Source organism: Caviibacter abscessus (assembly GCF_001517835.1).
Classification (GTDB): Bacteria; Fusobacteriota; Fusobacteriia; order Fusobacteriales; family Leptotrichiaceae; genus Caviibacter; species Caviibacter abscessus.
On record NZ_LOQG01000039.1, the window covers coordinates 1 to 15,172 of the forward strand.

The window sequence follows — 15,172 nt, forward strand, 5'->3', positions numbered from 1 at the left end:
TAAATCTATATTTGGATCTAGATTTTTTCCGTATAAGCTTACTTTTGCCGCTGATAAATCTGCAAATATATCGTAATTTGCATATACTCCATTTCTTTCTACTAATTCTACTCCAGCATCTACTTTCCCTTTTGTCCTTAAATTAAAGGCTTTATTCATATCTGTAAATATATCAAAATCTGAACTTCCTAGCAAATATTTAAATTCCGTTTTATACATTATATTAACACCTGAAAATTCATTCTTATTAAATGCTACCGGTAGCTGAAATTCATTTCTTATCTCAAAGCTCTTATATGGTCTATATGTTACCCCTATTTCTGGTGATAATATATTGTATATACTTCTCCATGAATTTTCTAATGGTTTCTTCTCTTTTTGTAAAGCATCGTCTGCATTGAATTTTCTTTTTGAATTTTCTTTTTTCTTATCTTCAATTTTCTCCTTATTTTTAAACGCCTCATCTACTAGATGTTTCTCTGTAGTTTTACTTACATCTACAGATTTATCATTTAAATCTATAGGATTTCCTTTACTATCTCTTTTAACAACAGAAAGTTCATAATTTTTTCCATCTACCTTAAATGTTTCTGGCATTATATATCCATATTCACCATAATGTGATAATCCTAAATCTATATCCCATTTTGAACCTGCTTTTATTCTGTATCCTAAATATGTTTGTGTTACTAAATTAAGATCCTTATATTTTAATACTATTTCTCTTTCTTTTTCCTTTTCTTTTTTATTTTTATTATTTTCAATATTTTTAACTTTATACTGTAAATTAATATCAGTGTAAGTTGTATCTAAACTCGTTTGGGCTATGAAACCTTTATACATTCCTTGTACATTTATTCCTGCTGTGTGTTGGATTTTTGTAAAGTCTAATTTTTTGTCATCTGATTTAATATCTGTTCTATCATTTATTCTTGAATGTAGGTCAATTCTATATCCATTTCCAACATAACCTGCATTTAATTTTGCTGATATATTATTTGTTTGTTTCACATCTTTTATATCTTTTAAATCCGTTTTAATTTTTGCAAGTGTTTCTTCTACCTTAAATATATTTTTTTCTTTTTCACTTGCATGAAAGTACATTGCTCTTGTTAGGTCTATTCCCCTCATCTCATATGGATTTTGCAATAATTCTGTTGCTTTTCCTAAAGCTTCTGGCACATTAAATATGTTTATGAATTTAGTCCAACCACTTCCTTCTGTAAAATTTTTCGCTAAAGTTTGAAAACCATAATAATTTTCAAAATCTGGAAGTGAATAATTAAATAAATCTTCTCCAAGGTAATGCCAACGATTTTTTAGTTCATATTCTGCGTTAGATACCGTTAATGCTTGTGGCATTTCTGATTTTGGTTCTTTACTTGTTAAACTAAGTGATAGTGGTTTAGCTAAATTATTCGGTATTTTTGGATCATTATATGTAAATCCGTTGAAATATAGGTATGTTGGATCAAGTATTCCTGGATTTATTCCAAATAAATCAAAGTTAGGCAATAAACCTGGAAATAGCTGTTTAAAATCATTTGGAACTTGTTTTATTAGTCCTAAATGTGAAGTTTTTCTTCCATATCCTATTCCTGCTCTATCTAGCATTTTTTGTGTTACTTTTGTTGCTATTAAGTTTATTGTAGCTTTATCTTTTGCTTCATTAATTAATTTTTGATATTGAAATCCATACTTAACACCTAAAGCTAAAATATTTGTTCCATTTTCAATATCTTTTAATAATCCTGAAATATGTTTAGTTTTATCATTACTATGTATCTCATCTAAAAAAGTATTTACTGCTAATTTTACGGGGCTATCTCCAAATAATGAGCCTGAATAATATCCAAGTAGTCTATATGTTCCCTTATATCCTGATACTTCTGCTTTTTCTAAATCTGCTTTATCTTTTTCATATTCATTTTTAGTGCTTAAATTTACGTTTTTCTTCTCCCACTTCTTAAAATACTCTATTTTATCGTATCCAGGAGCTGCATATGATATATTTTCTATCTCTTCATTTACATCTAATTTTTCTCTATTGGTCGCAAATACCGGCCCTGCGTTAAAGTAAAAACCTTTGTATGCTCCTCCCAAACTTGGATTTATCTCTGCTCTTTTACCTTGTCCTCTTACATTTACAAAGGCTTGTATCGGATAATCTGCTAATGGATTAAATGTTACATTGTAGTCTACTTCTTTATTCCCTATCTTGTCTTTCTCTTCTTCTATTTTATCTATTCCATACTTTTTCTTTTCTTCTCCAATTACGTAATACTTTAATGTTCCACTTAAATATTTATTCTCTGATGTTAATGTTAATCTTAACTTATCTATTTCATTTTTCTCAATAAAGTTTTCGTAATCATTATCTTTTCCTATTACATCTAATCCTAATCTTAATCCAAAATAATCTTCACTAAGTTTTATTCCAAGTCTTTTTCTAAACTTGTATTCTTTTGATATATATCTTATTGCTAAGTCTAAGTCTCTATTTTCTGGATATTTTGGTAAATAGTAATTCCTCGATGTTTGTTGTGCTGTTTCTCCTACACTTTGATTTTTCGGTTCTTTCTTTTTGTCGTAATCTTGTACTTTTTTTGCAAATATTAGATCCATTGCTGGAAATGCCATTCTTGATACCCTCTCTGCTGCGTCTGCTCCAAAATGGGTATCAATTCCAAAGGTAATTTCTGCCTTTACCTTGTCTTCAACCTTTGTATATGTCATCGTCGATGCACTTAATGCCGCTAATGACAGTAGTAATTTTTTATTTTTCTTCATGTTTTTTCTCTTTTCATTTTAATTTTTTTGTTTTAATCGCGTTTATTATATCATAATAAAAAAACATTTTATAAAAATTTATCTACCACTAATTTTACCAATATGTGAAACTTACTAACAAAAAAAGTAGGACTTCCATCTTTTAACATGCAAAGTCCTAACACTTTTATTGCCATAATTTAATTGTATTTGTTGATTTAAAAATTTTCTCTGAAAATTAAATAATATAAAAAAATAAATACAAGATTGAAAAATTAAAAGAAAATTTATAAAATATATCTTTAACTAAATCAAAGTTTCTATTGAAAACAACTTTACATCAACTATTTTCCTGAACCTGAAGCTCTCATAATTAATATAAATTCAAAGTCATCTATTTTGATATTTAACTTTATAAATTTTTGTCAATAATATTTATGTGTTTTATAAAAAAACTTCCACTCATTATTATGAATGGAAGATTTCATTAATATTTTATATAATAGTATATCCTAACCTCTTAGCATCATCAACAAACATTTGTACTGTTTCTTTCGATATTTGTTCTAAATCTTTCCCAAATTTCGAATACTTCAATATTAAATCTTTTGTAACTGTTATTATATCTACTCCAAGTTCATCTGCTTGAACTATATTATAAGCTTCTCTTGGACTTGCCCATAAAAGTTCTACTCCATTTTTTCTATTACATATTTCTTTTGCTTGTTTCATATAAATTGTAGCATCTCTGCCTGAATCAGATATTCTTCCTGCAAAAACTGAAACTATATTTTTAGTACCATCTTTAAAACAATTTACAGCAAGTTTAACTTGCTCAAGCGTTAATATAGCTGTTATATTTAACTTTATTCCCTTATTTGATAAATACGTTATAACATCATTTGAATAAACTCCTCTTGAATCCATTATTGGAATTTTTACATAAACATTGTCTCCCCAAGATGATATTATCTCAGCTTCTTTTTTCATAGTTTCAAAGTCATCTGAAAATACTTCAAATGATATAGGAACATCTTTTATATTTTCTAAAACTTTTCGTGCAAATTCCTCATAATTTTTTATTCCTGCTTTTTTCATTAAGCTTGGATTAGTTGTAAAACCTTTGATAAATGGATAATTATTGTAAAGTTCTAACATATCTTCTAATATTGCACCATCTGCATATATGTTTATACTCATTTTTATTACTCACCTTCTTCAATATAATTAATAACATTTGATTTAGTTTTAATAAAATTAGGAATTATTAAAATTGCAAGAATTATAACCACTATTATATATATTCCTAAATTACCTATAGTTCCAAATTTTCCTAAAAGTATTCCTAAAACTCCAAAGTCTGAATCTCCAAATGTTGTATTTGCAAATCCCAATTTCCCTAGTACAGGTAATAATAAAGCAGGTAAAAATGTAATTAATAAACCATTGAAAAATGAACCAATTATAGCTCCTTTTTTACCTCCTGTTGCATTTCCATATATACCTGCTGTTGCTCCGCAGAAAAAATGAGGTACTAAACCTGGTATAATCAAAATGGAACCTGAAAAACCTAAAATTAACATTCCTATTATTCCACCTAAAAAACTAAATATGAATCCAATTATAACAGCAGTTTGTGCATATGTAAAAAATACAGCACAATCTATTGCCGGAATTGCATTAGGTATTACTTTTTTAGCTATACCTTGAAATGCAGGGATTAAATCAGTTAATATCATTCTTACACCTGAATAAACAATAGTAACTCCTATAGCAAATTTAAATGATGTCATTACTAAGAAAACCAAAGGTGGCTGACCATCAGAAAGAGTTAAAACAAATGAAAAGCTCGCAACTAAACCACACACTATTTAAAATATTAACATTGTTATAGCAGTTGATATAGTTGTATTTCTTAAAAATCCAAATTGTTCAGGTATTTTGATATCTTCTGTACTTTCTTTTGAATCTCCAACTTTACTTCCTATGAATGCAGATAAATAATATCCTAAACTTCCAAAATGTCCCATAGCTATTTCATCATTATCAGTTACTTTTAAAGTATAATTTTGACCAATAGCTGGCGATATTGCAGACCAAGCTCCTAGGAAAAATCCACCTAATAATATTAATGAATAGCTTCTAAATCCTAATGCACCTAAAACTGCTGATAATAAACATGCCATAAAAAAGCTATGATGTCCTGTTAAAAATACATATTTATATTTTGTAAATCTAGCTATTAATATGTTTATAATAAGACCTGTAACTAATATTGACATTGTTTCTATACCAAATAATTTTTGTGCTGTTGCAACTACCGCTTCATTATTTGGTATTACGCCACTAATCTTAAATCCATGTTCTATTAATTTTCCCAAAGGATCTAAACTAGATACAATAGCTCCAGCTCCTATTCCAAGCATTATATACCCTAATATAGGTCCTAAAGTTCCCACTAATATTTCTAAGTGAAACTAAACCTATTAACGAAACTATACCTAAAAGTAATGCAGGTTCCTTTAATATATCTCTTAAAAAACTAAGAAAATGACTCATAATAATTTCCTCCTTTATTTTAATAACTCTCTAATTTTTATAATTACATCTTCTTTTATTTTCTTTTTATTCACGTAACTTCTTATAACTACCGATTCAACCTCTTTTGGTAATTGTTCAATTAATTCTAGAGCACTGACATAAAGACCTGCTCCTTTTGAAAGTGCTGAATTAAAATCTGAAGATTCTACTACTACGCCTAGAATACTTTCTTCTTCAAGAATTTCTTCAATTTTTAGTTTACACATAAGTGAGCTTCCTATACCATTACCACATATTGTTACTATTTTCATATTAGTTAACCCCATTTAAAATATTTATTATATCAATTTCATTATTTGATTTTATTAATGAATCTTTAAGTTTTTTATTTTGTATTATATCCATCAATCTTTTTAAAATATTTATATGTTAATCTGCATTTTTTGCTGCAATTACAAATATTAAATATACTTTTTCATTTCCATATAAAACTGAATTATTTAATTTTAAAAATGAAATTCCTGTTTCACATACTCCATCTTCAGGTCTAGCATGAGGTATGGCAACATATTCATCTAAAACTATATAAAATCCAAATTTATTGATGTTTTCAATTATTTTATCTACATAATTCCAATTTATATTTCCATTTTTTATTAATGGATTAGACGCCTCTTTTATACTTTCTCTCCAATCAGATACTTTATCTAAAATTATAGTATTATTTTTATTAAACATTATATTGAACCTCACTTTGAATTAAGTAATTTATAAAATCATTTGCATTATTAATATTATCTAAATTGTCTAAAAAATCCTTGTTAAGTATTAAATTATAAAATTCTTTTAAAAAGCTTAAATGTTCATATTTATTTGTACTACTGTATCCAAAAAAAATTTTTGCTTTTTTATTTCCAAATTTTATAAATTTTTTTAATATAAGTATAGAAAAATCTGTTTTATATGCTTCTGTTTCAAGATTAGAATGAGGTATAGCAATACCGTCTTCAACAATAATATACGAACCAAATTTTCTAACATTTTCTATCATTCCATTTACATATTTTACGCTACAAGTTTTATTTTTTATAAGTATATTTCCTACTTCCTTTATAGCCTCCTCAAATGTAGGAATACTATTAATAACCCTAACATTATTTTCATTTATCATATTAATTAAAAAACTATATTTCATTTGATTTGTATAAAAATATTCACCATATATTTTTAATAAATATTTTTTTAATTCTTTATTTTCAACACCTAAATTATTTTTAATGTCTTCTACGAAACTATCAACTAAAATTTTTCTCTTTTTATTTTTTATTCCTAAGTTCATAAGTTTTTTATAATCTTCTTCTTTTAATAAGGGATTTATTTTTATCGCATTAATGTTATCTAAATCTGATGTAGTTAAAATATAATCAATATTTTTATCATTTAACAAACTTTCATTTAACATATGTATAGGTAAGACATCTAATATATCTATATCAAAATTTTCTTTCAAATTATATTCTAAAACTTTTGAACTACCATATCCTAATGCACAGACTAATACAACTTTTTTTCTATCTTTATAAATTACCCTTTCTAATGAAGCATTAAAATGAAAACATAATAATGATATTTCAATTTTTGTAAATACTATATTGTATATTTTTTCTATCTCCTGTATTTCTTCAGTAATTAAATGAAACATTTTGTCATGTTTATTTATTAAATCAACATAATATGTATTATCCAATGAAATATTTTTTTTAAGTCTATATATTGCAATCTTTAAATGCGATAAAAGAAAATTATATAAAATTTGATCTTTTGTTAAATCTACATTTATTCTTTTACTTACTGAATATATTAATTTTCCTAACAAAAACTTTCATTTATCCAAGATTCTATATCAGGTATTAGGGATAAACCAATTATTAAATCAGAAATTGAATTAACTTTATCTTTATTATTAAAACAACTAATATATATATCAGAAATTATTTTAAATTCTTTATAATTAACAAAATTATTCGGTTTATCACTTTGTTCAAAAGTAATATAACAATAAATATATGATATTAAATTAATATATAAAGAATAATTTAATTTTAAATCAATTTTATTTGATACTTTATTTATAAATTCTTTTATTTTATTTATTATGTCTTTTTCAATTACAACATACGTATATTTGCTTATATCATTATCATTTAGTATGTCATATAACAATTTTGCTCTATCTTTTAATTTAAGATTAATAAATCTTCCATCTTTATATTCATAATTTAAATTTCTTATCATATAGCTAATTGTGTTTCTTGAAATATATATGGTAGATGATAATTTTGATATATTAAGTCCTAGTTTAGAAAAAACAGCATATAAAAATATTAAATTTTTTATACTATTTTTAGACATATTTTGATTATTACAATATTTATCTAGTAATTTTTTCATATCATTTTTATAAAAAATTACTGTATTATTTTTTACACGTATTTTATTTAATTTTTCTTTTAATAATACTGTATTTATGCCTTTTAAATAATACCAAAAAGTTCTTTTACTAATATTTAAATATTTTAAATAGTTCTCAATTATTTCATTTTCACTACTTAAAAATAAATTTATAATTTCTCTTTCTCTTTCCCGTAACATTCTATCACCTACTTTATTACCAGTATAACTAAAAAAAACATAAAGTAAATTTCAAATATATTACATAAAATAGTGCAAAAAATATTCAAAAAAGAATCTGTTGCAAAATAAGCTAGGTAAAGAAAGCAAAAATTTAAACTTCCTTTTTTCAACAAAAATCCCAACAAAATCCAGTGAATTAATGTAGTTATTCAAATTCTATATCTTTTTGATAAAGATTCATATGAACCAAATCCATCAAAATATTTTTGTGATATCTGTGCTTTAAACTCTAGGGTATATGGTGATTTTTCAATAAAAAAACTCCATAAGTAGTTTTGGTTATTTTCCTTTTCTACTTATGGGGTATCATGTCAGATTTTATCTTGTAAGATAATATTACAACATCCATCCTTAGTTTCATAAACCACATCACAATAGTCTAACACTTTAAATCTACGAGTTATTACAATCACAATTTTGTCATTCAAACTCTTCAAAATATTTTTTGTAATTTCTTCTTCGTTACATATGTCTAAATTTGATGTGAATTCATCCAATATCAATACATCTTTGTTTTTCAGCAGTGCTTTAGCCAAACATAATCTTTGTTTTTCTCCTACTGACATAGAAAACTCTTAATCAATAATAGAATCTATTCCCTTTTCCAATCGGCTTATTTTGTCATGCAAATTAACATCCTTTAAAATTTCATTTGTGTATTTAATTCCTCAATTATTGAACGCCTTGCATAGAATACTATACTATCAATATACCGAATAATTTAATATTCATGTTAATTAAAAATATAGACGCAAAAATCCCCATCAAAAAATATTATTGTAAAAGAAGCACCGATTTGTTCTAAATCATCACTTATAAAATTAACAACCTTTCCGGTGGTATATTTAGAAAGAAATTCTCCATTGATATTTCTAATTTTATCAGGTATATCCATTATTTTTTTGAGCAAATAATTTTTTTCAATTTAACCCTATTGTTTTTAACACATAAGGTAGTGTTAACATCAATAATATGCTAATAAAAGAAAATCCGAAACATATTGCTTGCTCTATTTTAAAATTTCTAAATTTTTTTATTATATCTAACAATACTATTATTTTCTGTCATATAAGATTCTTAGTAAACTTATCCTATAACCAATCATAATAAACAAATACAAACAAAACGAGACTATGCTAAACACCAAAATATACATATCTTTATCTAAATAATCTTTCACCAATAAGTATAGTGAGATAGTAGCAATAACCAAACTTAATAATGTCATATATATAGAATTTTCATAATATTTCTTAATTCTATAAGTATTATACCTGTTAATCTCTTCCGAATTCCAACCAAGATTAAAATATATTTTGTTTTCTCTATCAATTTTTTCCAAATTTTTAATACTAAAAAATGCAATATTACTAATGGCTATCAGCATTAAAATAGATCCTAAAAAAATACCAAAAATTGTAAATATAGATAATGCAACTAAACCATTTAATCTAGTCCATTCTTTTAAAACAACTTTAATTGTTATATGGTCCTTATCCCTATCTATCACTAAATTAGACGACGAATTTAATACTTCAAATAATTTTCTCTTTAATTGTGGGGCAGGTTTATTGTTAAATTCTACTATAAATACATTTCTTATTACAGGAAGATTCATTCTGTCAATCTCTTCGTCATTGAATACAAGTAATTCAAATTGACCATTTATGTTAGACTGTAAAAATGGAAAATTTTGTATTTCTTTATTCATAAAATACTTTTCATTCTTTATTATACGTTGAGTATCATGAACTTCCTTTTTAATTTTATTTTCAACTGAAACATCTTCTACCTGTATTAAGTATTGCTTCTTCTCCAAATTAATTGGTTCTTTTTTTAGTAATTTACGCAAATAGTTGTAATCACTAAGTTTTATAAACTGTTTAGGTAAATTACTTTTTTCCATGTCTTCATTCAAGTATATCTTATATTCAATTTCATCAGATATATTTTCAGCATCTATATTCTTCTTTACATCTGCAAAGCTAACATTTTTAGCATCAACTGATATCGCTAAATCAAAAGGAGCTTCCTTAGCAATATTTTCTTTATATGAATATCCAATTGTCAGTGATACAAATAAAAGCACACAAGCTAAAGAAAGAATCGTTATAGATATACACTGATTTGTATAATAATTTTTCCAATTTCTTTTTACCTCATTCGAAAAAACATATTCAAAAAGTTTCCTTGGCAAAAATTTCAAATTTCTATTCAATTTTACTATAAGTATAATTTTAGTAATTCTATAAATAACACAACTTATAAGCACCAAGCTAATCATAATATAATATATGCTTACACTGTAAGTTATATTCTTTATTGATAACAAAATAAAAAAAACGGTTAAGTATAATATGCAAAGCGTAATAATTGAATACTGTTGTATATTTGTTCTTTTTATAATAGCGTCTTCAACTTTTAAAATATTTTCATGATACATTAAATCTTTAATATCCTTTTTGTTAAGGATTAGACATGCTATAAAATAATTAGTTTGTATTACAGATACAATCAAGAAGCAATATTCAAGCATAATTTTTATGCCTATAATATTTACAGATATATTCGAAATTCCAAATATTAATTCTAAAAGTGAGATTATAAAGTAGCTATATACAATTCCTAACACTGCTCCAAAAATTGATGCTAAAAATACACTTTTTACCAAATCAACTGTTATAATATAAGCCAAGTAAATATTCTTACAACCCGCCAAAGAATATATTCCTAACTTTTCTTTATGATTTATTAAAACATGCATTATTCCATCCATTGCAAATTTCATTGAAACAATAAATGCAACAATAACTATTAAAGGAAATAGGCTTTTAACCTCTTCCATATTATCTGCTAATTCATATATTTTTTCGTTATTTATTAAAATAAGAACGGAATAAAAAAACATAAATATCAAGGACATGCTAAACATGTAATAATATTTTTTATCACCTCTATTATTCTGCATTTATTTAAATTTCACCACCTTCAAAAAATAATGCTTTCGCCTTCTCTAAATCACTAAGTTTAATCAACTTTTTATCTTTTATAAAATATACCGAATTACAAACTTTAGCAATATTAAGATCATGAGTTACCATCAATAAGGTTATGTTAAATTTGGTAACTACTGCATCTAAGTATCTGATAAGTTCTCTAGAAGTTTGAATATCCAGTGCAGATGTAATCTCATCAGCAATAACTAGTGTAGGTCTCTTAATAATAGCTCTAGCAATAGCAACTCTTTGTTTCTCTCCACCAGATAGTTCTGAAGGATATTTTAACAAGAAATCCTTAATATTGAGCACTTTTATAAGTTTATTAAAATATTCATCTTTTTTTATATCAATCCCTGCACTTCTGGTAGGAAGTAATATATTTTCTTCAACATTAAAATTCTCTAAAAGCCCAAAATCTTGGAAAATAAATCCTAGTTTATCTCGTCGCAACTCAGACAGCTCAAAATTTTTTAATTTACGTAAACATTTATCGTATACATATATATTCCCTTCATAATTTGTATCTATAGTTGATATTATATTTAATAACGTTGTTTTTCCACTTCCACTCTTTCCAAGTATCACCACTCTTTCTCCTTGAATAACATCAAGATTTATATTTTTTAATATATTCTTATCAGAATATGATTTACTAACATTTTCCAATTTAATTATCATTCATTTCTCACTCCTAACAATTTGTTACACCTGTCTTTAAATCATTAATTAAGTTAAACTAAACTTATAATATCTTTTGATTTTTTCAAAAAAATTTTCTTATGATAGTAAAATTCCCTTCCAAATTATTATTTAAAAATTTCATTAAACTCAGAAATACACTCTGAACCTATTCCCTTGGCATACAGTAGTATTTTGGCTCTCTCAATTTTTCTTACAAAAACTCGAACACCACTATTTTCTTTATTTTTCCATTCTTGCACTATGATTTCTTAAATTTTCCAGAATCAATAATCCCTATACGATCGGCTAAACTCTCCAATTCGGATAAGATATCTTGATATCAATATACTTTACCTCTGCAATACCAATAGGATCTAACCCATTTATGGATTCATCCAAAACCAAAATATCGGGATTATGCATAATTGCATTTGCAATAGCTAATCTCTTCTTCATTCACAATGAATACTTCGAAAATAGCTTTTTATCTTTATATGGTAAATTTACCAATTCTAAAGCTTTCTTCACAGAAAGTTGATCTATTCCTCTTAATTTAGTTCAGTCCCTGTTAAATTAGGATAAAAAAACGGATTTTCTATTATGCACCCTACTCTCTTTAATACTGTTCTCTCTGAATTTATACTCATATTCTTTCCTATATAACTTCTGATATTTTTACCTCCTCGTATAATATACTTACAGTTAAAAAACTACATTTTATTATTTTCTATTCCATATTATTTATAAGATCATGACAGTATATATGGGTCGTTACTATCTCTTAATTTAAGAAATTAGCAAAATAAGTGCAAACAGCAGTTAAATTTTAAAATATTTGTTACACGCCTGTTATGATCAATAATTTTTTCTAATATGGTGATACCATGTTTTTATTAAAAAATCAAATTTGAATCTCCTTAAATAAAAAAAACTGTAACCACTAAAATTACAGCAGTTACAGTGCCTATTTAACATAATTTATTTTTTGATTATATACAAACCCTAATTCTTCAGATTTTTGTTGTATTTCACGAATATTTTGTATATTTGCTTTAACAACTTCAAGTCTTGAATTTTCTTTTTCTAATACTTTTAATTCTTTTCTTAATGCTTCGTTACTTTGTGCATTTGAATAAAGGCTATTTCCTGTTATTATATTTGCTGATGCTATTATTAATACTAATATACAAGCTAAAAATACTTCTACTAAAGTTTTATTTATCGTCTTTGCCTTTATTTTAGGGATTGCTACACTCTTTTGTTTTACATTTACTCTTATATTATTCATTTTTCTTTCCTTTCAAATATTCTAAGTTTTGCTGAATGAGCTCTATTATTCTTATTAAGCTCATCTTGTTTAGCTATAATTGCTTTTTTATTTAAAATCTTGCCATATGATTTTTTATTACATATACATACTGGTATATCTTTAGGACAAGTACATGGATTTTCATAATATCTAAACTTTTCCTTAACAATTCTATCCTCTAATGAATGGAATGTTATTATTAAAAGTCTTCCATTATCATTTAATAAATTCATTGCTTTATCTATTGCTTTTTCTAAAACTTCTAATTCATTATTTACATATATTCTTATAGCTTGAAAAGTTCTTTTTGCAGGGTGTTTTTTCATTTTTTTACCTATTGCTTTTATAATTATATTCGCAAGTTCAACTGTTGTTTCTATATTTTTTTCTTGTCTTGCTCTTACGATATAGTTTGCAATTTTTCTTGATTTTGGTTCTTCACCATATTTATAAATAATATCTGCTAATTCTTTTTCACTATATTCATTTATTACTTTATATGCTGTAAGCTCTTGCTCTTCATTCATTCTCATATCTAATTTAGCATCATATTTATATGAGAAACCTCTGTCAACATCATCTAATTGTTTAGAAGAAACTCCTATATCCATTAATATTCTGTCAACTTTATCAAAGCCTGCCAAGTATACAACTGTATCCATATTTTGAAAATTATTTTTAAAAATTTTCATTTTATTTTCATATTCTTTTAAATTTTCTTTAACATAGTTTATTGCGTTTTGATCTTGATCTATTGCTATTAAAATTGAATTTTTTGATGAATTTTCTAAAATTCCTCTACTATGACCTCCACCACCTAAAGTGCAGTCTAAATATATGCTATCTTTATTTGAAATAATATTTTCAATTACTTCATCATATAATACGGCTTTATGATACATTTATACCCCTTAAATATCATCTGCTAATTCTTCAATATTTTCTAGATTTTCTTCAAGATATTTGTTCCAAACATCTTTAGACCAAATTTCAATTCTGTCAATATTTCCAGTAACTATGATTTCTTTTTCTAATTTAGAGTATTCTATTAATGATTGCGGAATATTTATTCTTCCCTGTGTATCAAAATTTAACTCTGTTGCAGCTGATAATATAAATCTTGAATATGCTCTATGATTTTTATTTGTATACTTCATATTTTCAATTTGTTTAGTTTGTTCATTCCATTTTTCAAGTGTAAATAAATTGATACAGTTATCAAGTCCTCTTGTGATGACAAAATTATCTGTTAATTGTTCTCTAAATTTAGCTGGAAAAGTTATTCTACCTTTTGAATCCATTTTACAATTAAATTCACCAATAAACATATAATCTCACCCCACAATCTTCCACTTTTTTCCATTTTTTCCCACTCTTAATAGAATATACATTATTATTTTGCTAAAAGCAACATCATTTATTTACAATTTAGTAGAAAAAACTATATTTTTCACATATTTTTGCTATTTTATTTATAAATATTGCTTTTTGTTTACTTTTAGTGTACACTATATTAGAAAAAGGAGGTGCAAAATATGCCTAAGAAAAATGAGCGGTTAATACTATTAAGAAGTCAGTCTAAATTAACTCAACAAGAATTAGCCGATAAACTAAAAGTAACCAAAAGTGCTATATCAATGTATGAAAATGGACTTAGACAGCCTAAATTTAATGTATTAAAAGAAATATGTGAATTATTTAAAGTAGATATGGATTATCTTATGGGATATTCAAATATAAAGCGTTCAAATACATATACTAATATTTCTTATGATAAATATGAAAATGTTAGCATGATTCCTTTATATTCAAGTATAAGTGCAGGATATGGAAGGCTTGATACTGATTTCGTTGATTTTATTCCTGCTATTGTTAGAGGAGATGAAAAAACATATTTTGCATTCAAAGTAAAAGGAGATAGCATGTTTCCAAGAATACCTAATAATTCAACTATAGTTATAAAGCAAAATGTACTTATAGAAAATAATGAAATTGGGGCATTTAGATTAAATGGCGAAAATTTTGTTAAACAGAAAAAAATTGGAAATGGAAAATTAATCCTTCATTCTTTAAATGATAATTATGATGATATGATAGTTAATGAATATGATGAATTTGTTGAATATGGAAAAGTTGTAAAAGTAATAATCGACTTATAAAAAAAAGACACAGCTGTGTC

15 protein-coding genes and 1 pseudogene are annotated in these 15,172 nt (G+C 25.2%); 1 reads left to right on the forward strand and 15 read right to left on the reverse strand.

The genetic code is table 11. From position 1 onward, the window contains the following. From AWT63_RS05665 to mraZ, 15 genes and pseudogenes are all read right to left on the reverse strand, one after another. The coding region (locus AWT63_RS05665) for a hypothetical protein (protein WP_082680470.1) at positions 1 to 2,790 on the reverse strand (2,790 nt) is incomplete at its 3' end. A 474-nt stretch (positions 2,791 to 3,264) separates the two neighbouring features. Further along, a complete protein-coding gene (locus AWT63_RS05670; protein WP_068269019.1) occupies positions 3,265 to 3,969 on the reverse strand; it encodes a transaldolase in 705 nt (234 codons plus the stop codon). Between the two features lie 5 nt (positions 3,970 to 3,974). After that, positions 3,975 to 5,195, reverse strand: a pseudogene (locus AWT63_RS05675) (PTS ascorbate transporter subunit IIC). A 147-nt stretch (positions 5,196 to 5,342) separates the two neighbouring features. After that, complete coding sequence (locus AWT63_RS05680) at positions 5,343 to 5,621, reverse strand: PTS sugar transporter subunit IIB (protein WP_068269023.1); 279 nt, start codon at positions 5,619 to 5,621, stop codon at positions 5,343 to 5,345. Positions 5,622 to 5,739: 118 nt separating this feature from the next. Next, positions 5,740 to 6,048, reverse strand: coding sequence for a PTS sugar transporter subunit IIA (locus AWT63_RS05685; RefSeq protein ID WP_082680471.1), 309 nt, complete (start codon positions 6,046 to 6,048; stop codon positions 5,740 to 5,742). Continuing rightward, on the reverse strand, positions 6,041 to 7,186 hold the full coding sequence (locus AWT63_RS05690) for a BglG family transcription antiterminator (protein WP_068269027.1): 1,146 nt from the start codon (positions 7,184 to 7,186) through the stop codon (positions 6,041 to 6,043). The genes AWT63_RS05685 and AWT63_RS05690 overlap by 8 nt, the downstream gene beginning before the upstream one ends. Further along, positions 7,180 to 7,962, reverse strand: a complete 783-nt coding sequence (locus tag AWT63_RS05695; protein ID WP_068269030.1) for a BglG family transcription antiterminator — start codon at positions 7,960 to 7,962, stop codon at positions 7,180 to 7,182. The genes AWT63_RS05690 and AWT63_RS05695 overlap by 7 nt, the downstream gene beginning before the upstream one ends. Before the next feature lie 353 nt (positions 7,963 to 8,315). Further along, positions 8,316 to 8,570, reverse strand: a complete 255-nt coding sequence (locus tag AWT63_RS05700) for an ATP-binding cassette domain-containing protein (protein ID WP_068269033.1) — start codon at positions 8,568 to 8,570, stop codon at positions 8,316 to 8,318. Between the two features lie 167 nt (positions 8,571 to 8,737). Beyond that, on the reverse strand, positions 8,738 to 8,899 hold the full coding sequence (locus tag AWT63_RS06355) for a hypothetical protein (RefSeq protein ID WP_197407864.1): 162 nt from the start codon (positions 8,897 to 8,899) through the stop codon (positions 8,738 to 8,740). A 159-nt stretch (positions 8,900 to 9,058) separates the two neighbouring features. Beyond that, entirely contained in the window at positions 9,059 to 10,972 is a 1,914-nt protein-coding gene (locus AWT63_RS05705) for a hypothetical protein (protein WP_068269035.1), read from the reverse strand. Between the two features lie 4 nt (positions 10,973 to 10,976). Next, positions 10,977 to 11,681, reverse strand: coding sequence for an ABC transporter ATP-binding protein (locus AWT63_RS05710; protein ID WP_068269038.1), 705 nt, complete (start codon positions 11,679 to 11,681; stop codon positions 10,977 to 10,979). A gap of 309 nt (positions 11,682 to 11,990) precedes the next feature. Beyond that, positions 11,991 to 12,140: a hypothetical protein gene (locus AWT63_RS06635; protein ID WP_197407865.1), complete on the reverse strand. Its 150-nt coding sequence runs from the start codon at positions 12,138 to 12,140 to the stop codon at positions 11,991 to 11,993. Between the two features lie 508 nt (positions 12,141 to 12,648). Continuing rightward, on the reverse strand, positions 12,649 to 12,972 hold the full coding sequence (locus tag AWT63_RS05715) for a hypothetical protein (protein ID WP_068269040.1): 324 nt from the start codon (positions 12,970 to 12,972) through the stop codon (positions 12,649 to 12,651). Beyond that, positions 12,969 to 13,895: a 16S rRNA (cytosine(1402)-N(4))-methyltransferase RsmH gene (gene rsmH / locus AWT63_RS05720; RefSeq protein WP_068269043.1), complete on the reverse strand. Its 927-nt coding sequence runs from the start codon at positions 13,893 to 13,895 to the stop codon at positions 12,969 to 12,971. Before rsmH ends, AWT63_RS05715 begins: the two co-directional genes overlap by 4 nt. Before the next feature lie 9 nt (positions 13,896 to 13,904). Further along, entirely contained in the window at positions 13,905 to 14,321 is a 417-nt protein-coding gene (gene mraZ / locus AWT63_RS06365; protein ID WP_068269046.1) for a division/cell wall cluster transcriptional repressor MraZ, read from the reverse strand. A gap of 207 nt (positions 14,322 to 14,528) precedes the next feature. Between mraZ and AWT63_RS05730 the strand changes: the two genes are divergently transcribed. Continuing rightward, entirely contained in the window at positions 14,529 to 15,152 is a 624-nt protein-coding gene (locus AWT63_RS05730; RefSeq protein ID WP_068269049.1) for a helix-turn-helix domain-containing protein, read from the forward strand. Positions 15,153 to 15,172 lie beyond the last annotated feature (20 nt).